General features: G+C 64.1%; 19 protein-coding genes. 5 read left to right on the forward strand and 14 right to left on the reverse strand.

The genetic code is table 11. From position 1 onward, the window contains the following. Nucleotides 1-12 precede the first annotated feature (12 nt). The 3 genes from AC0NIL_RS13265 to AC0NIL_RS13275 all read left to right on the forward strand — a co-directional run bounded on the left by AC0NIL_RS13265 (nt 13) and on the right by AC0NIL_RS13275 (nt 3,684). On the forward strand, nt 13-351 hold the full coding sequence (locus tag AC0NIL_RS13265; RefSeq protein ID WP_473572318.1) for a type 2 periplasmic-binding domain-containing protein: 339 nt from the start codon (nt 13-15) through the stop codon (nt 349-351). 21 nt (nt 352-372) lie between these two features. Further along, complete coding sequence (locus AC0NIL_RS13270) at nt 373-1,095, forward strand: amino acid ABC transporter permease (protein WP_063168752.1); 723 nt, start codon at nt 373-375, stop codon at nt 1,093-1,095. Between the two features lie 123 nt (nt 1,096-1,218). After that, entirely contained in the window at nt 1,219-3,684 is a 2,466-nt protein-coding gene (locus tag AC0NIL_RS13275) for a GcvT family protein (protein ID WP_473572315.1), read from the forward strand. Nucleotides 3,685-3,879: 195 nt separating this feature from the next. On the opposite strand, the gene AC0NIL_RS13280 is transcribed toward AC0NIL_RS13275, so the two are convergent. The 7 genes from AC0NIL_RS13280 to AC0NIL_RS13310 all read right to left on the reverse strand — a co-directional run bounded on the left by AC0NIL_RS13280 (nt 3,880) and on the right by AC0NIL_RS13310 (nt 10,785). Further along, on the reverse strand, nt 3,880-5,169 hold the full coding sequence (locus AC0NIL_RS13280) for an NAD(P)/FAD-dependent oxidoreductase (protein ID WP_473572313.1): 1,290 nt from the start codon (nt 5,167-5,169) through the stop codon (nt 3,880-3,882). Further along, on the reverse strand, nt 5,162-5,911 hold the full coding sequence (locus tag AC0NIL_RS13285) for an ABC transporter ATP-binding protein (RefSeq protein ID WP_473572312.1): 750 nt from the start codon (nt 5,909-5,911) through the stop codon (nt 5,162-5,164). The genes AC0NIL_RS13280 and AC0NIL_RS13285 overlap by 8 nt, the downstream gene beginning before the upstream one ends. Next, complete coding sequence (locus AC0NIL_RS13290) at nt 5,835-6,665, reverse strand: ABC transporter ATP-binding protein (protein WP_063168748.1); 831 nt, start codon at nt 6,663-6,665, stop codon at nt 5,835-5,837. Before AC0NIL_RS13290 ends, AC0NIL_RS13285 begins: the two co-directional genes overlap by 77 nt. Continuing rightward, nucleotides 6,662-7,657: a branched-chain amino acid ABC transporter permease gene (locus tag AC0NIL_RS13295; RefSeq protein ID WP_024504006.1), complete on the reverse strand. Its 996-nt coding sequence runs from the start codon at nt 7,655-7,657 to the stop codon at nt 6,662-6,664. Before AC0NIL_RS13295 ends, AC0NIL_RS13290 begins: the two co-directional genes overlap by 4 nt. Continuing rightward, nucleotides 7,657-8,607, reverse strand: a complete 951-nt coding sequence (locus tag AC0NIL_RS13300; protein WP_224620706.1) for a branched-chain amino acid ABC transporter permease — start codon at nt 8,605-8,607, stop codon at nt 7,657-7,659. Before AC0NIL_RS13300 ends, AC0NIL_RS13295 begins: the two co-directional genes overlap by 1 nt. Before the next feature lie 150 nt (nt 8,608-8,757). Next, the gene (locus tag AC0NIL_RS13305; protein WP_164752001.1) at nt 8,758-9,873 is read right to left on the reverse strand and encodes a branched-chain amino acid ABC transporter substrate-binding protein; all 1,116 of its coding nucleotides are present in this window, start codon (nt 9,871-9,873) and stop codon (nt 8,758-8,760) included. 138 nt (nt 9,874-10,011) lie between these two features. Then, on the reverse strand, nt 10,012-10,785 hold the full coding sequence (locus AC0NIL_RS13310; RefSeq protein ID WP_473572308.1) for a GntR family transcriptional regulator: 774 nt from the start codon (nt 10,783-10,785) through the stop codon (nt 10,012-10,014). Nucleotides 10,786-10,895: 110 nt separating this feature from the next. Here AC0NIL_RS13310 and AC0NIL_RS13315 point away from each other — a divergent pair, with 110 nt between their 5' ends. Then, the gene (locus AC0NIL_RS13315) at nt 10,896-11,648 is read left to right on the forward strand and encodes a pyrroline-5-carboxylate reductase family protein (protein WP_473572307.1); all 753 of its coding nucleotides are present in this window, start codon (nt 10,896-10,898) and stop codon (nt 11,646-11,648) included. A gap of 28 nt (nt 11,649-11,676) precedes the next feature. On the opposite strand, the gene AC0NIL_RS13320 is transcribed toward AC0NIL_RS13315, so the two are convergent. The 7 genes from AC0NIL_RS13320 to AC0NIL_RS13350 form a co-directional block, all read right to left on the reverse strand. Further along, nucleotides 11,677-12,426, reverse strand: coding sequence for an SDR family oxidoreductase (locus AC0NIL_RS13320; RefSeq protein ID WP_473572305.1), 750 nt, complete (start codon nt 12,424-12,426; stop codon nt 11,677-11,679). 87 nt (nt 12,427-12,513) lie between these two features. Continuing rightward, nucleotides 12,514-13,440: a 3-hydroxyacyl-CoA dehydrogenase NAD-binding domain-containing protein gene (locus AC0NIL_RS13325; protein ID WP_473572303.1), complete on the reverse strand. Its 927-nt coding sequence runs from the start codon at nt 13,438-13,440 to the stop codon at nt 12,514-12,516. Then, nucleotides 13,437-14,306 (reverse strand): hypothetical protein, encoded by an 870-nt coding sequence (locus AC0NIL_RS13330; RefSeq protein ID WP_473572301.1) that lies wholly within the window; start codon nt 14,304-14,306, stop codon nt 13,437-13,439. The genes AC0NIL_RS13325 and AC0NIL_RS13330 overlap by 4 nt, the downstream gene beginning before the upstream one ends. A gap of 1 nt (nt 14,307) precedes the next feature. After that, nucleotides 14,308-14,631, reverse strand: a complete 324-nt coding sequence (locus tag AC0NIL_RS13335) for an NIPSNAP family protein (protein WP_063168741.1) — start codon at nt 14,629-14,631, stop codon at nt 14,308-14,310. A gap of 63 nt (nt 14,632-14,694) precedes the next feature. Further along, nucleotides 14,695-16,011 (reverse strand): acetoin dehydrogenase dihydrolipoyllysine-residue acetyltransferase subunit, encoded by a 1,317-nt coding sequence (locus AC0NIL_RS13340; protein ID WP_473572300.1) that lies wholly within the window; start codon nt 16,009-16,011, stop codon nt 14,695-14,697. A gap of 14 nt (nt 16,012-16,025) precedes the next feature. Beyond that, nucleotides 16,026-17,000: an alpha-ketoacid dehydrogenase subunit beta gene (locus AC0NIL_RS13345; protein WP_473572298.1), complete on the reverse strand. Its 975-nt coding sequence runs from the start codon at nt 16,998-17,000 to the stop codon at nt 16,026-16,028. Between the two features lies 1 nt (nt 17,001). Then, the gene (locus AC0NIL_RS13350) at nt 17,002-17,973 is read right to left on the reverse strand and encodes a thiamine pyrophosphate-dependent dehydrogenase E1 component subunit alpha (RefSeq protein ID WP_158515799.1); all 972 of its coding nucleotides are present in this window, start codon (nt 17,971-17,973) and stop codon (nt 17,002-17,004) included. Nucleotides 17,974-18,076: 103 nt separating this feature from the next. On the opposite strand from AC0NIL_RS13350, the gene AC0NIL_RS13355 reads away from it, so the two are divergent. Then, nucleotides 18,077-18,823, forward strand: a complete 747-nt coding sequence (locus AC0NIL_RS13355) for an SDR family oxidoreductase (RefSeq protein ID WP_473572296.1) — start codon at nt 18,077-18,079, stop codon at nt 18,821-18,823. Nucleotides 18,824-18,837 lie beyond the last annotated feature (14 nt).

Below are 18,837 nucleotides of genomic sequence, written 5' to 3' on the forward strand. Positions count from 1 at the left end.
CTGCTGGAAAAGGTGAACGAGGACCTGGCCAAGGCCGGCCGCGACAAGATCACCATGCAGACCTATCCCAAGCAGACCGATGCGATGCAACAGGTGGTGCTGGGTCGCGCGGTCGCGACGATCAGCCAGGACACCGAATTCGCCTACCGCGACTTGCAGCAGCCCGGTGAGTTGAAGATCGTCTACTCGGCCGGCGCGCAGGATCAGTACGCGGCCTATTTCCGCAAGGATGAGGCTGACGCGGCGGCGGTCGCCGCTACTGTCAAGGAGCTTGCCGCGAACGGCACCATGAAGACCATCGCCGAGACGTGGAAGCTTCCGATGTCGACCATCAGTGGCATCGGTCAGTAACGGCGCGATCGGCAGGGTTCCGTGAGCTTTGACTTTGGCTTGTTCTGGTCGACACTTTTTTCCGGGACGTTCTTCAGGGCGGCGCTGGTAGCGCTCGCCCTGACAATACTCGCGCATGCGGCGGCGATCCTCCTGTCGCTGCCGCTTGCCTTGGCGCTCAACGGGCAAAACAAGGTGCTGCGCTGGGGAGCGACGGCCTATATCGCTGTTTTCCGCGCACTGCCGGCGCTTCTGCTGCTGCTGTTCGTCTGGAACGGCCTGCCGCAAATATGGCCGATCTTCCGCGAGACCTGGTTTTCGCCCTTCATCGCGGCCCTCCTGGCGCTGACGCTGAACGAGGCCGCCTATCAGGTCGAGATCAACAGGGCGGCGCTCAGCGCCGTCGAAGAAGGGCAGTTTCAGGCCGGCGCCGCACTTGGCCTGCGCAAGCCGCAAGTGTTCTTCCTGATCGTCGTGCCGCAGGCGCTGCGCATCGCCCTGCCGCCGACCGTCAACGAGTTCATCACGCTGCTCAAGACCACGTCGCTGGCCTCGGTGATCTCATTGACGGAACTGATGGCGGTCACCCAGCAAAGCGTCGCCTCAACGTTCCGCTATGCCGAGTTCTACGCCGTCACCTCCCTCTACTACCTGGCGATGGTCTATGTACTGATGATCCTGCAGAAGCGGATCGAACGGCGCTTCGCCTGGGCCAAGCCCCACGCGGCCGGAAACGATACCGACAAAGTGCCCCATCACGCATGACGGGCACAAAACGGTGGGCCGCAGCGTGCGGCACGCCATTGACATCCATCGACGCGACGGCATGACGCTGCTCCGAAAGGGCGCCAGATGCCTGAGCCGCGCAGCAATTCAGGGGGACGCGTAATGTCAGGGGCTAGTTCAGAACAGATGCCGGAACAGGCTGATGTCGTCATCGTCGGCGGCGGCATTGCCGGATGTTCGGTCGCCTATCACCTCACCAAGCTTGGCATCACCGACGTCGTACTGTGCGAGCGCAAGCAGCTGACATGCGGCACGACATGGCATGCCGCCGGCCTGGTGACGCAGTTGCGGGCGACGCGACAGATGACGGAGCTGGCGAAATACACCGGTGAGCTGTTCGGCCGCCTCGAAGCCGAAACCGGACAGGCCACCGGCTTCATGCAGCGCGGCTCGCTGCGTGTCGCCAACACCGAGGCGCGCTTCGAGGAGCTGGCACGCGGCGCCTCGATGGGGCGCAATTTCGGCCTGCCGGTCGACATGGTCACGCCCGGCGAGATCAAGGAACGCTGGAGCCCGGTCAACATCGACGGCATCGTCGGCGGCTTCTGGTTCCCCAATGATGGACAGGTCAACCCCACCGACGTCACCATGGCCTATGTCAAGGGCGCGCGCACCGGTGGCGCCTGCATTCTCGAAAACACGCCGGTCACGAAAATCCTGGTCGAGAACGGCCGCGTTTGCGGCGTGGTCACCGACAAGGGCGAGATCCGCGCCGACAAGGTGGTGATATGCGGTGGCATGTGGTCGCGCGATCTCGCGGCACAGATCGGCGTGACGCTGCCGCTGCACGCCGCCGAGCATTTCTACATCGTCACCGAGACCATCCCCGGCCTGCCCGCCAATTTGCCGGTGCTTTTCCTGGGCGACGAGTGCTCCTACTACAAGGAAGACGCCGGTAAGCTGCTGCTCGGCTGCTTCGAGCCGGTGGCCAAGCCGTGGGGCCATAACGGCATCTCGCCCGATTTCTGCTTCGACAGCCTGCCCGAGGACTTCGAGCATTTCGAACCGATCCTCGAAATGGCAATCAGGCGGGTGCCGCTGCTGGCGGATGTCGGCATCAAACTGTTCTTCAACGGACCGGAAAGCTTTACGCCGGATGACCGCTATCTGCTGGGCGAGACGGCTGAGGTCTCCGGCCTGTTCTGCGCCACTGGCTTCAATTCCGTCGGCATCCTCTCCTCGGGCGGCGTCGGCAAGGCGCTGTCGGAATGGATCCGCGACGGGCGCCCACCGGTCGATCTCGCCGATGTCGACGTGCGCCGCACCATGTCGTTCCAGTCGAACAAGAAATATCTCTACGACCGCACCACCGAAACGCTTGGCCTTTTGTTCGACATGCACTGGCCATACCGCCAGTTCGCCACGGCGCGCCACATCCGCAAGAGCCCGTTCCACGACCGCCTGATGGCGGCGGGTGCCTGCATGACCGAGGCCGCCGCCTACGAACGCCCTGGCTTCTTCGCTTTGCCCGGCATGAAGGCCGAGATCGACTATTCCTACGGCCGCCAGAACTGGTTCGGCGCCTGCGGCGAGGAAAGCCGCAACACGGCTGACAACGTTACGCTGTTCGACCATTCCTGCTTCGTGAAATACTGGATCGAGGGGCGTGACGCCTGCGCGGTGCTCAACCGCATCTGTGCCAACAATGTCGACGTACCCGCCGGCCGCGTCGTCTACACGCAATGGCTGAACGAGCTAGGCGGCATCGAAGCCGATGTCACGGTCACCCGCATCTCCGAAACCGCCTACATGGTCGTGACCATCGCCGTGTCGCAGCGGCGCGACCTGGCCTGGCTCAAGCGCCATATCCCGGCGGACGCGCATGTCTTCGTGCAGGATGTCACCTCCGGCCTGCCCATGCTGGCGCTGATGGGGCCGAAATCGCGCGATCTCCTGCGCGCCGTCTCGCCCGATGACTTCTCGGAGGCGGCGTTTCCCTTCGGCACCAGCCGCGAGATCGACCTTGGCTATGCGCGGGTGCGCGCCAGCCGGCTGACCTTCGTCGGCGAGCTTGGCTGGGAGCTCTACATGCCCGCCGAGTTCGCCGCCCATGTCTTCGACAAGCTGGCCGAGGCGGGCGCCGATTTCGGCCTGCGCCAAGGCGGCTACTTCGCCATCAATTCGCTGCGCATGGAGAAAGGTTACCGCCACTGGGGTCACGACATCGGCGAGGAAGACAGCCCGCTGCAGGCAGGGCTTGGCTTTGCCGTGGCGTTCGACAAGCCAGGCGGCTTCATCGGCCGTGATGCGCTGTTGCTGCAGAAGGAGGCGGGCAAGCCGCGCCGCCGCTTGGTGCAGTTGCGGCTGCAGGCCGAAGATGCGCCTCTCCTCTATCATCACGAACCGATCTGGCGCGGCGGCAAGATCGTCGGTTCGGTCACCTCCGGCGCCTACGGCCACCGCATCGGCGCCTCGCTCGGCATGGGCTATGTCGAATGCGAGGGCGGTGTCGACGATGCCTGGCTGGCAGCCGCCCCTCTGGAGATCGAAATCGCCTGGAAGCGATACAAGGCCATTGCGCAGCTCAAGCCGTGGTACGATCCGAAGGGGGAACGCCTGAGACCGTGACAGAACCTCCTTTTGGATCAGTCGGAGGCCCTAAGTCCCAGCCACGCTGAAGGTCCGCTTCGGCTTCCGCTGACGCCTGAAGCTACCAGTCCGCTTTCGGCCCAGTCGTGACCGAGCATGGGCTGTCTGATTGAGACTTCTGCCTCGGCCAGCTAGCCGCCGGCACAAAATCAGCATCGTCGGCCTATAATGTCATCAAGAGCTTCGATCCTTGAAGCGGTTCCAGAGATGTATGCGGTTCGCGACCTGCACGGCGACCGGATGGAACGGAACCGGTTTCATGTTGGTGACCGGCAAAGGCATCTGCTCGTCCCGGCGCCGGCCTGCCGCCCAGCGGCCGATTTCCTGGCCAAGAGACATTGCCAATGCCACGCCGCGGCCGGAATAGACGCCGCCAAACACGAGGCCGGGTGCCAGGCGATAGAGGCGAGGTCTGCGATCAGGCACCACGGCAAAGGTGCCATGCCAGTATTCCACGATCGGCGGTTCGCCGCCGAATGCGCGAAAAGCCTTGCCCAGCATGCTCGAGACCTTGGCGCGACCGCGGTCGGCCTCGTCAAACCAGAATGTATGCGTGCCGCCGCTCACCAGCCGGCCGTCGACGTCGTAGTGGAAATAGCGGATGTCGTTGCGCATGTCGGACACCGCGGGGTTGCCGACAAGGATCTGGGTGCGCAGGCCTTCCGGCAGCGGGTTTGTCGCGGCCTGGAAGACCTTGAACGGCATCAGTGTCTTCTTCAGCCCAGCCCAGAGGTCGCCGGTAAGCGCATTCGTGGCAAGCACCACTTCTGGCGCCGTGACGCTTCCCGTTGCGGTGAAGACGCGCCAGCCGCCTTCCACCTTCTCGATGCGAGACGCCGCGGCGTTCTCGAAGATGGTCACGCCTTCGCGCTCAAGGGCGCCGGCAAGGCCAATGGTCATGGCGAACGGATTGATGTGGCCGGAATTGTGCACCATCCAGCCGCCGAGATAGGGGCTGCCGATGCGCGCGCTGGCTTCGGCCCGGTCAAGCCAGGAGACATTGGCGCCGAAGGCTTTCCACTCTTCGTAGAACTGGCGCGCGCGGGCAAGCGTGGTGTCGGTGTGAGCGGGCTGGATCCAGCCTTCCTGAACCTGGTGGGCGTCTATGTTGAAGCGCTGCATCAGGCCGAAGGCTACGCCGGCCGCATCCGCAACCATGCGATTGTAGCGCTCACCGATCGTCTTGCCGTAGACCGCCTCGAACTCCGCCGGCGAGGCCTTGGAATGGTGGGAGATGACAAGGCCGTTGTTGCGGCCCGACGCTGCCGATCCGATCTCGTTGCTCTCAAGCAGGATGACATTGACGCCGCTGTCGCGCGCGCCGAGTGCCGCGGCCATGCCGGTGAAGCCGCCGCCGACCACCAGCACGTCCGTCTTCAGGTCGCCTTGCGGTGCCGGTGCGGCCGGGCGCCTGTTCGCGGTCTTGCGCCACAGATGCGGCGTCTTCCAGTCGACCTCAAACATGAAGGACGTCCTCGCTGGCGCCGCCGAGATAGTGTTCCCTCAGGGCCGAATGCGCGGCCATTTCCTGCGCCGGGCCATGCAGCTTCACCTTGCCGGTGTTGAGCAGGTAGGCGTAGTCGCCGCATTCAAGCGCCAGCTGAACGTTCTGCTCGACGAGCAGGATCGAAATGCCGTGGCGCGACAGGTCGAGGATGATGCGGAAGATCTGGTGGACGATCTTCGGGGCAAGGCCGAGAGACGGCTCGTCGAGCATCAGAAGCTTCGGCTCGGCCATAAGCGCGCGCCCGATCGCCAGCATCTGCTGCTGGCCGCCGGACATGCGGCTTGCCATGCCGTTGCGCCGTTCCTTGAGCACAGGAAACAGCTCGAACACCTCGGCGCGCAATGCCTCGAAACTCTTCCCGCCGCGACCGATATGGGCCGCGACCAAGTTTTCCTCCACCGTCAGGCGCTGGAAGATCTGGCGGCCTTCCGGGCAGTGGGTGATGCCGAGACGCACGACCTGTTCGGGGCGCATCCCGGTGATGTCGCGGCCCTCGAACGCGATGCTGCCTGCGGTGGGCCGCGCCACGCCGGAAACGGAATTGAGCAGCGTCGTCTTGCCGGCGCCGTTCGGACCCAGGATGACGACGATCTCGTGCGGATCGACGTCAATGCTGATGGCCTCAAGAACGCCGACGCGCCCGTATCCCGAGCTGAGCCCGGCGATTCTGAGCAGCGGCCCGGATGTCGTCGATGTCATTGGCGGTTCCCAGATAGGCGAGTTGGACGTCGGTGCTTGCCTGCACTTCGGCGGGCGTGCCCCGGAAGAGCAGTTTCCCATGATGCATGACGATGATGCTGTCGCAGAGTGTCATGACGAGATCCATGTCGTGCTCGACGACGATCATGATCCGGTCGGGCGAACGCAACGCGGTGAGTTTTGCCGTCAGTTCCGCCGTCTCGTGGTGGTTCAATCCGGCGGCGGGCTCGTCGAGCAGCAGGACGCGCGGATTGGCGACCAAGGCGCGGGCGATCTCCAGCATGCGTTGTCGGCCATAGGGCAGGCCCCCGGCATCGACGTCGGCGTAGCCCTGAAGGTCAAAAAACCGCAGGATTTCCATGCATTTCTCACGCCGGCGCCGGCGCTGGGCGTTGGCATAGGGTGGCCAGATCACTTCCCTCCAGGCGGCCGCAACCTCGGCGGGATAGAAACAGACTTCAAGGTTCTCGATCGCCGACATCTGGTCGAAGAGGCGGATGTTCTGATAGGTGCGGGCAATTCCCGAATTGGCGATCTGGTATTTCTTGAGTTTGTCGAGACGCTTGCCGTCGAGCGTGATCGAGCCCGACGACACTGTGTAGGAACCAGCCGTCATGTTGATCAGCGTCGACTTGCCGGCGCCGTTCGGTCCGATCACGCCGTGGATTATGCCGGGAGCGAAGTCGGTCGACACGCCGTCGATGGCGACGACCTCGCCATACACCTTGCGAAGGCTCTGAAAGACCAGCGTCATTTTCCGAAAAGCCCTCGGATCAGTTTCTCCGGCCCGAAGCTGCGCGGCACGATGCCGGCCGGGCGCGCGATGATCAGCGAGATCATCAAAAGACCGAGGAAGAGGATGCGCCATTCGGCGAATTCGCGCAGCAGCTCCGGCAGCAGGATCAGTATTGCCGCGCCGGCGACGATGCCGAAGATGTTGCCGATGCCGCCGACCACGATCATCAGCACGATCAGCACCGATTCCTGCAGCGTGAAGCTTTCCGGGCTGACGAAACGCTGCGATGCGGCGAAGATCGCGCCGGCTATGGAACCGATCGTGGCCGAGGTGGCGAAAGCGGCAAGCTTGGCATTGGTGGTGTTGATGCCGATGCCGCGCGCGGCATCCTGGTCCTCGCGGATCGCCGCCCACGCCTTGCCGAGGATGGAGCGCTCGAGCCGCCAGACCACGGTGCCGACGATGAGCACGGTGATCAGCAGCAGCCAGAAGAAGTCGATCGGCCGGGCAATCTGTATGCCGAGGATCGACGCCTTGTCCAGCCGGGCAATGCCTTGCGGCCCTCCGGTCAGCCAGTCGAGATTGTTGATGATGATGCGGATGATCTCGCCGAAGCCAAGTGTGACGATGGCCAGATAGTCGCCGCGCAATCGCAACACCGGAATGCCGAGCAATATGCCGGTGACCGCACCCAGGCAGGCGGCGACGAGCAGGATGAGCAGGAACGGCATATGCAGGCCGAGCTGCGGGCTTGCCAGCAGCCCATAGCTGTAGGCGCCGACCGCGTAGAAGGCGACGAAGCCGAGATCCAGCAGCCCGGTATAGCCGATCACGATGTTCAGGCCGATGCCGAGCAGGATGTAGATCAGCAGGCTGTTGAGGACACGGACATGGTAGTTGGGCAGGAAGGGCGTGGCCATGATCAGCGCGATCGCGATGGCGAAGACGAGCCAGGAGATGGTCCGGTTCGCACGCGGCCGGGCCGCGGCGAGAGTGTCGGCGGCGGCCATCAGAATTCCCTCTTGTACACGATGCTTTCCTCGGAGACGGCCTCGCCGAGTATACCGGCAGGACGGACCAGAAGCACGAGTATGAGGATCGCAAAGGCGAGAACGTCGCGATACTCGGTGCCGAGCACGCCGTTTGTGACAATGGGCAGCAGCGCGGTTCCCCACACTTCGATAAAAGCCAGGATGAAGGCGCCGAGCATGGCGCCGGGGATTGAACCGATGCCGCCGAGGATGGCCGCGGTGAAGGCCTTCAGCCCGATGACGGCGCCCATGCTGGGCGACATGATGCCATAGTAACTGGAATAGAGGATGCCGCCGGCAGCGCCGAGAAGCGGCCCGACGAAGAACACCATGGAGATGGCGCCGTTGACGTTGATGCCAAGCAGCTGTGCGGTCGGTCGGCTTTCCGATACGGCGCGCACGATGATGCCGATACGGCTCCGGTTGACCAGGACATGCAGGCCGAACATCAGCACGAAGGCGGCGATCAGGATGCCGATCTGCATCAAGGTGATGGTGCCGCCCATCACCTGATATCGGACGACGGGGAAGAAGCTGGGAAAGGCGACTGGCTGTGGGCCGGCCAGGATCTGCACCCCGGTGACGAGCGACAATGAGACGCCGAGCGAGGACAGCATCGGCGCGAGCCGGGTGGAGCTTCTCAGCGGTTTGTAGGCGACCCTTTCGATGCCGACTCCAATGAGGCCGACGAGGAAGATCGCCACGAGAAAGGCCGCGGTAAGCGCCAGCGCGCCCGACATCCCGACATCGCCGACCAGCAGGCTGAGCGCCAGAAACGCTACATAGGCGCCGAGCATGAACATCTCGCCATGGGCGAAGTTGATCATGCGCAACACGCCGTAGACCATGGTGTAGCCGAGCGCGATCAGGGCGTAGATCGAGCCGATGGTCAGGGCATTTACCGTTTGTTGGATAAGATTTCCCAGCATGGGCCGGCGTCCTGTGCCTGCAACCCCATGGACCGGTCGAACCGGGAAGGGGAATCGTCGACGTGGCCGCCCGTACTTGCGGCAGGCACGCCCGTCAACAGGTGAAGGAGCCGCTTCGCGCGTAGCGATGCGGCTCCGGCGGTCTGGCTGCTATTTCGAACCGACGAGATGGAAGCCCGTTCCCTCCACCTTGTAGAGGTAGGATGGGGCGACTTTGAGTTCGCCGGTTTCGTCGAATTCCAGCTCGCCGACGACGGTCTTCGCCTTAACTGCATGCAATGCCGCGTTGAGGTCCTCACGCGTGAGGCCTTTCGTCGTTTTCAGCACCTGTTCCAAAATCTGGCCCTGTACATAGCCGTAGATCGAATACGGGCCGGCTTCCTCACCATACTTCGCCTTGTAGAGTTTGGCGAAATCGGCGATCTCGGGGGAGGCATCCATCGGCGGCACCTGGATCGCGACAAGCGTGCCCTGGACATTGGCTTCGCCGGCCTGTTTGATGAGGTCCGGCGTGTAGCCGCCGTCCGGCACCATTAGCACGGCGGCGATACCTTGCTCGTGCATCTGCTTGGCAAACAGCGCAAGCTGCGGCATGACGGCGCCGAGATAGATCGCATCGGGCTTCTTGGACTTGATCTGGGCCAGCACAGCGGTGAAGTCCACGTCGGATGGCGCCACGGCAATGGTATCGAGGACCTTGCCGCCGCCGGTTTCGAAGTTCTTGGCGAAGATTTCGGAAATGCCCTGGCCGAAGACCTGCTTGTCGTTGACGATCACGGCAGTCTTGGCGCCGAGCTTGCCCAGCGCATATTCGGCTGGCAACAATGCGCCGGCCAGATCGTTGGCCACCGGGCGCACCATGAACTTGTAGCCCTGCTTGGTGAGAGACGGATTGGAGCCGAAGGTCATGGTTGGCAGCGTGCAGTCTTCATAGATCGGCAGCGTCGACTGGGCGACGCCGGAATTGAAGTTCACCAGGCCAAGCACGACCTTGTCATTGTCGCAGAATTTCTGGGCGACGAGCGTTCCCTCGCGCGGGTCGGCCTTGTCGTCCTGCTGGTCATAGGCAATGGTGACGCCATTGACGCCGCCATCGGCGTTCAGCCTGTCGACGTAGAGCTTGAAGCCATTGTGCCAGGTGCTGCCGAAATAGGCCTGCGCGCCCGAGAGCGGCGCGGACATTCCGACGGTAATCTGCTCGGCCATGGCCGGCGCTGCAAAAAGCGAGGCGCCGAGAAGAAGTGTGGCGATAGATTTTTTCATCATGGTTCCCCTTAGCTGCTGACTACGACAGGGGAGGCCGTTGCGGTCTTCTTCCCCGTGTAAGCCCATCGAAGCAGACAAAGGGATCGTCGTCAAGAAAGTGTCGACACTATTGCGTTCAATTTTGTGCTCAGATATCGACTATGCGTCGCGAGCCCTTCGGCGACGCTTCAGCTCGGCGCCATTGTCGGGCGCGAAAACCTTGAGCAAGGCGTCCTTGAGCGCTTGCTGCGTGGCGGAGACGGTCATTTCGATATGTTCGCGCAACAGTTTCGCGCCGTTCTCGGCATCGCGCTTGACGGCAGCCTCGACGATGGCCGAATGGGAGGTGATCTGCGCCTTGTCATGCGAAGGATGTTCGATCTGGATGCGGCGGATGAAGCGGATGCGTGCATTGATGGAGCTGAGCTGGCCGACAAGTTCCGGATTTCCGGAGAGTTCGGCGATGAGCAGATGGAAGCCTTCGTCCTCGGCCAGGATGACATCCGGCGGCTGGTCCGGGTAGGCGTCGACGATCGCTTCCCAGTAGCTCCGCAGCCGGTCGATTTCGCTGTCGTCGGCGCGCTCGCACATCAGTTTGAAAGCAGCGCACTCGATGATCGAGCGGAACTCGTAGAGGTCGAGCAGGCCCTCGGTGCTGAGGCTCCTGACGAAAAAGCCGCGATTGGGCGTGAGCGAAACGAAACCCTCGGAGGCGAGCCGGTTCAGCGCCTCGCGGATCGGTGTGCGCGAAACGCCGAGGCTGCGCGAAAGCTGGACCTCATTGATGCGTTCCCCGGGCTTCAGCTTGAACTCGACCAGAAGCTTGCGGATGGTGTTGTAGGCGCGTTCGCTGCTGTCGGCTGCGCGGCGCGTTTCGGCCTCGTTGGCAAGGGACGGATCGCTATCGGCACTGGTATCGGCTCGTTCGGTCACGGCGATTCTCATCTGATTTGTATGCAGGCTGTGTCTACACTTTGTAGAGCGCCTTTCTTTCCCAAACTCGTCTGAATGGCAAGCAGCAGGTTCAAATCCGGGGGACAACAATGATTGTAGGCATTCTTGGTGTCGGGCATCTGGCAACGTCCATGCTGGCTGGTTTCCTGCGTTCCGGGCTCGATCCCGCAGCAATCGTGCTGTCGCCGCGCGGCAAGGCAGCGGCACTCTCCGCCCGGCACGGTTTTCGGCTGGCGATCGACAATCGCGATCTCGTCGAACAGTCCGATGTCGTCATTGTCGCCGTGCGGCCAGCGCATGCGCCGGACGCGGTCGCCGGCCTGCCATGGCGCACGGATCAAACAATGGTTTCGGTTTGCGCCGGCGTAGCGCTGTCGCGGTTTGCTGTCGCGCCTGCGCGCCCGGTGCGCGCCATGCCGTTCACGGCTTCCGAAATCTGTGCCAGTCCGACGATCTATTTCCCCGACATTGAGCAGGCGCGGGCGGTTCTCGACCGGCTCGGCCCCTCGATTGCGCTCCCCAGCGAAACGGACTTCGAGGTGGCGACGGTCAATGCAGCCGTCTATGGCTGGGTGCAGGATCTGATCCGCAAGACGGCGGAATGGTCGAGCACGCAAGGTCTCGATCCGGCAATCGGCCGCCGGCTGACGGCGATGACATTCGTGGCCGCAGGGCGGCTGATTGAGGAGAAAGACCAGCCGATGGATCAGATGCTCGAGGAGCTGGTGACACCGGGCGGCATCACCGAGCGGGGTCTACAGGTGCTTTCGGCGCGCGGTGTGCCAGCCGCCTGGGAGGAGGCTTGCAGGGCCGTGCTCGACAAACTGACCGAGCCGGACTGAGGCGCGGCGTCGCTGACGCCACGCGCGCTCATCGTTGCGGCGCGGGCGGATAGGTGTGGCCGCCGGGTGCCTGTTCGCTTGGCGCAACGACCAGCTCGGCGATGTCGACATGGTCCGGCATCCGCAGCGCTGCAACAAGCACGGCGGCAATATCGGCCGGGCCGAGCGGCCGCTGTTGCGAGTACATGCGCTTGCGTAGGCCCTCGCGGTCGCCGTCGAAGGCCTTCAGATAGAAATCCGTTTCCACGCGGCCGGGGGCGATCTCGGTCAGCCGCACGCCGGTGCCCGCGAGATCATAGCGCAGGATGCGGCCGGCCTGGGAAAGGCCGGCCTTTGCCGCACCATAGGTCGCCGTGCCGGGAAAGACGCCACTGGCTGCCGTGCTGGTCAGGTTGAAGATGTGGCCACGCTTGCGCGCGATCATGCCCGGCAGCAACAGGCGGATAAGTTGCAAGGGCGCGGTGAGGTTCAGCGCCACCACCTCGGCTGTTTCCTCCGCGCTCTGCTCATGCAGAGGGCGCACTGTCGCCAGACCGCCGGCATTGTTGACCAGCACATCGATTTCCGCCGCACCGAGCGCAGCGGCGATCGCTTCGTGGTCGCGCACATCGGCGACAAGCGATTTTACGTGTGGCCCCAGCTGTGCCTGCAGGGCCTGCAGCGCGTCGCGGTTGCGCGCCAGCGCATGGACGGTCAACCCTTCCGCGATCAAGCTCTCGACGATCGCTGCGCCGATGCCTTTCGAGGCGCCGGTGACGAGGGCGGTGCGATAGGTCATGACCATTCTCCTGAGCCGTGATGATCAGAGCAATTCCAGGAAAAGTGTGAGACGGTTTTCCGTCCGGAATTGCGTCAAAACAAAGAGTTAGAGCGCGCCGTGTTCGGCCACCGTTTTCAAAATGCCGACAAGGCCTGCCTCGCGCGCGGCCTTCAGGTCCTCGTGGCTGCGCCCGTCCACCGCCGCATTTGTCGAAGCTGTGATCGAGCGGATGGTCTCGCTGTCAAGCTTTGCGTCGAGCAGCGTGTCCCAGATCGCCTGATAGGTCGGGCCATATTTGCGCAGGAAGTCCTCGATGCCATCGGCGTTGAGGCTGTTGGAGATGAACGAACCTTGCAGGGTCCATTTCGGGCCCGGCCCATACATGAAGGCACGATCCACGTCCTCGACCGAGGCGACGCCGTCTCGCACCAGAGCGATCGCCTCGCGCCACATGGCGCCCATCAGGCGCAAGGCGATATGGCCGGTCACCTCCCGGTTGAGCGTTACCGGCTTCTTGCCGATGGCTTCATAGATGGCGCGTGCGCGGGCGATCGCTTGTGGATCCGATGTCTTGCCGCCGACGATCTCGACCAGCGGCATCAGATGCGCTGGATTGAAGGGATGGCCGAGCACGACGCGGCCGGGCAGGCGGCACTCGCCCTGCATGTCGGACACCAGCAGGGCCGAGGAGGAGGAGGCGATGACGACCTCGTCACCGACATGATCTTCGATCTCGGCGAGCAGCCGGCGCTTGAGGGCCAGGTCTTCCGGACCGTTCTCCTGCACGAAATCGACGCCTTGGAGCGTCTCGGCGAGCGTCGGAAAAAGATGGATCTCGCCGGGCGAGGGCGAGGATCCCTTCAACGCGTCTAGGTCGGCCATGAGTGCAGGCAGCACCTCGTTGAAAGCCGCTTCGCGCCGCTCTGTCGGGTCGAACACGCGCACCGCGTGGCCGGCATGGGCAAAGCAAGCCGTCCAGCGCTGCCCGATGACGCCGAAACCGACAATGCCGATGGTCAGTTTTTCCATCATCCGGCCCTCCTGCCGTCAAGCGCAGCGCGGAAGGCCTCGTTGAGGTCGTTCCACGGGATGAGAAGATCGATCCAAGCGCCGACCCGCCCGGTAGCCAGGATCGCCTCGTCGATCAGCGCATCGAACGGATAGTCGTCTTCCATCGCCGCCTTGAGCCGGAAAAGCAGGGCAGGCGTTTCCTCCATGTGGCAGAAATCGCGCAGCCGGGTCGCGGTCTTGTCGAGCGCGATTGCTGCCGCCTGGCGCAGCACCAATTCGTCCTTCCGGCCGCGCTCGGCGCGGATCCACCAGAGGAATTCGTGCAGCACCCGCGCTTCTGATTCCGCGGTGAAGACAGGCCCTGCCGGGTGCATGATGGCGCGTGACGCGGTGACCCGGCTGATGTCGGCGGGACAGGCCGCCCACAGCGCCTTTCGCGCGGCGATAATGTCCTGTGGCAGCGGCGACGGCGCCCACGGCTCGGACACGCCGCCATCCGACCGGACAAGCGTGCCTTCCAGGATGCGGCGGCCCTGGTCCTGTTTCAGTGTCGCGGCAAGTTCGGCAATGCCTTCCACCGGCGCGTCGAGATGGCCGAGAACGGTGATCTCGGCATTCTCCGCCTGAAGCGGCGCGAAGGTGATTTCGAGGAACTGCCGCACCGGCCAGTAGATGAATGCGCCGGCGGTCGCGGAAAGCACATGCGTAGCACCCTCGATATCCTCGACGAAGGGAGCATGCCAATAGATATGGCTGCCGGCGATCTTCGGCGTGTGCAGCTGCAGACGCATCGGCAAGGCCGAAAGCAGCGCGCGGCGCGTGCGCTCGGCATCGCCAGTCAGGCGCAGCGGCCAGCTGCGCCCCTCGGTCGAGAAAGTCAGGTCCATCTTATTTTCCCGGATTGAAGAACGAGACGGGTTTGAGGATCTGGTTGCGCATGTCGAGCAGATAGTCGGTCTCGATCACCTTGCGCCGGTAGGCCTGCCATTCCGGGTCTGCCTCCATGCGGTCGCGCCGCTCCTCCCGGTCGGCAAGGCTTTCATATCTCCACAGATGCACGGTGCGCGAGAGGTCGCCGATATGCGTCTGGAAGAAGCCGAAGGGCTCGCCCAGATAATGCCGCTGCATCGGCAGGCCGACGTCCTCGTAGAGTTTGAGGAAATGCGACAGCTTGTTGGGGCGGGCGGTGTAGGTGCGATGGTCGAAGATCATATCGGCACTCCTTCTGACATTCTGTCGTGGCGCCCTTGACGCGGGCGTGATGGTCTTGCCGGCTCAGCCGGCACTTCGCACCGTCTCGGCGATCAGCCGGGCGGTGAGCGCCGGTGCCTCTATCTGCGGTGCATGGCCGATGCCATCGAGAAGATGAACGGCAGTGAAGCCCGGCGCGCGGGCCGCATGGGCGACCGGAATGACGCGGTCGAGCCTGCCCCAGAGGAGCCGGGTCGGCACGGCAAGCTCTGCAAGCGCGCCCGCGAGATCGAACCCCTGCGTGCCGTCCGGGAACAGGCTTTCGGCCATCGCAGCGAGCGCGTCGCGATTGCCGGTCTTTTCCATCTGTCTGAGCGCGGCCTGCGCATAGCCGGTCGGTAAGGCTGAGGGGTCGCCGACCATCACCGCCAGCCACCGCTCCAAGGCCTGCACCGTGGTCGCGCGGGCAAGACCGGCGATGAAGCCGGCATTGATCTCGGGGCCAAGCCCGCCAGGGGCAAGGAGCGTCACAGAGCGCACCGTAAGACGGCCCAGCCGGGCGAGCGCGAGGGCCGCCGCACCGCCCAGGGAATGGCCGACGAGATGGGCATTGCCGACGCCCATCTCCTCCAGTTGGTCGCAGAGGAGGAAGGTGATCTCCTCGATGCTGCTTGCAGGTCTTACCGCTTCCACGCCATGGCCGGGCAAGTCGAGGCTGATCGTCTCGGTCTCCGGACCGAGCAAGGGCACGACCTGCCGCCACACCGAGCGATCCGCCCCGAAGCCGTGGATGAGGACCACGGGCGCCGGCTGTCGGGTCAGCGTTGGCGCGGCAATGGATGGCGTCTGGGCCGTCGCCGGCGTTCGCTGGGCTGCGCTGTCATGTTCATTGGAGAGGGCGGCTAGGGTGGCATCGATGTCGCGCTTCTTGATGCGCCCGCGCGGGCCGCTTCCCGCAATGGCGGCAAGGTCGAGCCCGGCCGCAGCGGCAAGCCGCCGGGCCAGCGGGCTTGCGACTGCACGGCTGCCGGGCGGCCGGATGGAGGAAGGCGCTTCGCTGGTCACAGGATCGCGCGGATTGGTTTCGGCAGCCGTCGCCGTGGCCGGCGCGATCGAAGCGGATTGGCCAGCGATCAGCTTCTCGCCAACTATCGGTTTCTCGTCCGCGATCGTGCCGAGCACGGCGCCCACCGGCGCTTCCTGTCCCTCGGCGAAGAAGATCTCAGCCAGCCAGCCGTCGCGGTCGGCTTCGATTTCGGTCGCGGCCTTGGCCGTCTCGACGGTGACGACCAGATCGCCGGCCTTGACCGGATCGCCTGGCTTCACGGCCCAGGCGATCACCAGCACGGCTTCCATGTATTCGCCGCCGGCGCTGTCGATGCTGATCGGATGGGTCGCCATCGCCGCCGCCTCCGTCACTTCAGCGTCTTCAGCGCGGCGGTGCGGATCTTCTCGGCACTTGGCAGCATCGCCGTTTCCAGCGGCTCGGAATAGGGGATCGGCATGTCCGGCAGCGTGACGCGCGCGACCGGCGCGTCCAGCTCGTCGAAGGCGTGATCCATGATCGTTGCCGAAAGCTCGGCGGCGTAGCCGCAAAAGCGCCAGCCCTCGTTGACCACCACGGCATGGTGCGTTTTCGCGATCGAGGCGACGATGGCGTTGACATCCAGCGGGCGCAGCGACCGGAGATCGACGATCTCGGCCGAAACACCGTGGGCTGCGAGAAGATCCGCGGCTTTCAGTGCCTCGACCACCATCTTGGAGGTGGCGAATATCGAGATATCGCTGCCTTCGCGCAGGGTTGCCGCCTTGCCGAGCGGCACGGTCACATCGCCTTCCGGCACCTCGCCGCGGGTGTTGTAGAGCAGCTTGTGCTCGAGGAAGACCACCGGCTGGTCGTCGCGGATCGCGGCCTTCAGCATGCCCTTGGCGTCGGCGGGCGTCGAAGGAGCAACGACCTTGATGCCGGGTATGTGGGCAAGCATGGAATCGAGCGACTTGGAGTGCTGCGCGCCGGCGCCGGCGCCGCCGCCGCCCTGCGTACGCAGCACGAACGGCATCTTGACCTGGCCGTTCCAGATGTAATTGTAGATCGATGCCTGGTTGACCAGCGCATCGAGCGTCAGCGGCACGAAATCCGCATACATGATTTCCAGCACCGGCCGCGTGCCGGTCATCGCGGCGGTCACGGCCATGGCGGTCAGCGCCTGTTCGGAGATCGGCGTGTCGCGCACCCGCGTTTCGCCGAATTCCTCCATCAGCCCTTTCGTCACCTTGAAGACGCCGCCATAGCGTCCGATGTCCTCGCCAAAGACGAAGACGGAGGGGTCGGCCTGCATCTCTTCGCGCAGTGCCGCATTGAGCGCTTCGGCATACCGCATCATGGCCATGTCAGTGTGCCTCGCTGTAGGGGTTGCAGGCTTCGTCGAGCGAGAATTCGGGCATCGGGTCGGAGAGGGCCGCCGCGAATGCCTCGTCGACCTCAGCTCTGGCCGCCACCTCGATTGCCGCGAGTTTCGCCTCGCCGACGTCGCCCAAAAGCGCCTTGCGCGAGACGAGCAACGGGTCACGTTCCTTCCAGGCCGCAATATCCTCCGGCTTCTGATAGCCGCCCATGTCGGAAGTGGAGAAACCTTCGACGCGGTAGGTCTTGCATTCGACCATGCCGGGGCCTTCGCCGCGCCTGGCGCGCTCGACCATGGCCGACACGGCGCGGTAGACAGCCACCGCGTCATTGCCGTCGACGATCTCGGCCGGCATCGCGTAGCCGGCGGCGCGGATCGACAGGTCCTCGACCGGCGACTGGACTTCTGAGGGAACGGTCAGGCCGAACTGGTTGTGTTCGAGCACGAAGACGACCGGCAATTTCCACAGCCCCGCCATGTTCATGGCTTCGTGGCAGATGCCGGTTTGCGCGGCGCCGTCGCCAAAGACGCACATGGCGACATTGCCGGTGCCGAGGATCTGCATCGACAGCGCCATGCCGGTGGCGGCTGGAATGCCTGCGCCGACAATGGCATTGCCGCCGATCACGCCCTTTTCGGCATCGGCCACAAGCATGTGGCCGGCGCGCCCGCCGCAGGCACCGGTGGCCCGCCCGAAGATCTCGGCCACCACCGGGTGTACGGCCATGCCCTTGCCGATATAGACCGCGTGGCCACGATGGGTGGTGGCGACCTTGTCGCCGGCCTCCAGCACGGCGGTCGCGGCGACGCCGACGGCTTCCTGGCCATCGCAGCGATGGATCGGACCGCGCGTGCGTCCTTCCTTGTGAAGCGCCCCAAGGCCCTCTTCGAGATGCCGCACCAGCAGCATCCGGCGATAGATTTCCAGATGTTGTTCGACGGAAGGAGTGTTTTTCACCGATATCCCCGAGTTCGTGCCGAAATTAAATACAAAAGTGTCGACACTTTGCAAGCGCTTCTGCAAGATAGGGCAAAACAAGTTTGTGAAAAGGGGATCGATCATGCGTTTGGAGGGCAAGGCGGCCATCGTCACCGGAGCCGGCGCCGGTATCGGCGCGGCCGTCACGGAACTGTTTGCGAAGGAGGGCGCGCGCGTTCTGGTCGTCGATCGCGACGGCGCGCGGGCCGGCGAGGTGGCCGGCAGGACCGGAGCGCTGGCCTGGGAGGCGGACGTCTCGGACGAAGTCTCCGTGGCGACGATGGTGCGCCGCGCGCAAGAGGCCTTCGGCCGGGTGGACATTCTGGTCAACAATGCCGGTTACGGCATACGCGGTTCGGTTGTCACCACCGCGGCGGCGGATTGGGACGCGCTCATGGTCGTGAACCTCAAGGGCGTCTTTCTCTGCTCCAAATATGTCATTCCCGTCATGGCCGCGGGCGGCGGCGGGGTGATCGTGAACACCGCTTCCAACGTGGCCCATGTCGGACTTGCCGATCGGGCGGCCTATGTCGCCTCCAAGGGCGGCGTCGCGGCGCTGACGCGTGCCATGGCGCTTGACCATGTTGCGGACAAGATCCGCGTCAACGCCGTGGCACCGGGTGTGACCTGGTCGAGCTATTTCGAAACCATGCTGGAAACCCATCCCGATCCTCAGGGGTTTGTCGCGGCATTGAACGCGCGCTCACCGATGAATCGCGTCGCGCAGCCGGTTGAAATCGCAAATGCAATCCTGTGGCTCGCCAGTGACGAATCCTCTTTCGCCACCGGCTCGATCCTGACGGTCGACGGCGGCATGACCGCCTGGTAAGGCACGCCCCTGTC

Source organism: Mesorhizobium sp. WSM1343 (assembly GCF_055901535.1).

What these genes read in the sequence shown, in the direction of transcription:
- AC0NIL_RS13275 (WP_473572315.1), top strand. Translation starts at nt 1,219, where the DNA reads ATGTCAGGGGCTAGTTCAGAACAGATGCCGGAACAGGCTGATGTCGTC.
- AC0NIL_RS13280 (WP_473572313.1), bottom strand. Translation starts at nt 5,169, where the DNA reads ATGTTTGAGGTCGACTGGAAGACGCCGCATCTGTGGCGCAAGACCGCG.
- AC0NIL_RS13285 (WP_473572312.1), bottom strand. Translation starts at nt 5,911, where the DNA reads ATGACATCGACGACATCCGGGCCGCTGCTCAGAATCGCCGGGCTCAGC.
- AC0NIL_RS13290 (WP_063168748.1), bottom strand. Translation starts at nt 6,665, where the DNA reads ATGACGCTGGTCTTTCAGAGCCTTCGCAAGGTGTATGGCGAGGTCGTC.
- AC0NIL_RS13295 (WP_024504006.1), bottom strand. Translation starts at nt 7,657, where the DNA reads ATGGCCGCCGCCGACACTCTCGCCGCGGCCCGGCCGCGTGCGAACCGG.
- AC0NIL_RS13300 (WP_224620706.1), bottom strand. Translation starts at nt 8,607, where the DNA reads ATGCTGGGAAATCTTATCCAACAAACGGTAAATGCCCTGACCATCGGC.
- AC0NIL_RS13305 (WP_164752001.1), bottom strand. Translation starts at nt 9,873, where the DNA reads ATGATGAAAAAATCTATCGCCACACTTCTTCTCGGCGCCTCGCTTTTT.
- AC0NIL_RS13315 (WP_473572307.1), top strand. Translation starts at nt 10,896, where the DNA reads ATGATTGTAGGCATTCTTGGTGTCGGGCATCTGGCAACGTCCATGCTG.
- AC0NIL_RS13320 (WP_473572305.1), bottom strand. Translation starts at nt 12,426, where the DNA reads ATGACCTATCGCACCGCCCTCGTCACCGGCGCCTCGAAAGGCATCGGC.
- AC0NIL_RS13325 (WP_473572303.1), bottom strand. Translation starts at nt 13,440, where the DNA reads ATGATGGAAAAACTGACCATCGGCATTGTCGGTTTCGGCGTCATCGGG.
- AC0NIL_RS13330 (WP_473572301.1), bottom strand. Translation starts at nt 14,306, where the DNA reads ATGGACCTGACTTTCTCGACCGAGGGGCGCAGCTGGCCGCTGCGCCTG.
- AC0NIL_RS13335 (WP_063168741.1), bottom strand. Translation starts at nt 14,631, where the DNA reads ATGATCTTCGACCATCGCACCTACACCGCCCGCCCCAACAAGCTGTCG.
- AC0NIL_RS13340 (WP_473572300.1), bottom strand. Translation starts at nt 16,011, where the DNA reads ATGGCGACCCATCCGATCAGCATCGACAGCGCCGGCGGCGAATACATG.
- AC0NIL_RS13345 (WP_473572298.1), bottom strand. Translation starts at nt 17,000, where the DNA reads ATGGCCATGATGCGGTATGCCGAAGCGCTCAATGCGGCACTGCGCGAA.
- AC0NIL_RS13355 (WP_473572296.1), top strand. Translation starts at nt 18,077, where the DNA reads ATGCGTTTGGAGGGCAAGGCGGCCATCGTCACCGGAGCCGGCGCCGGT.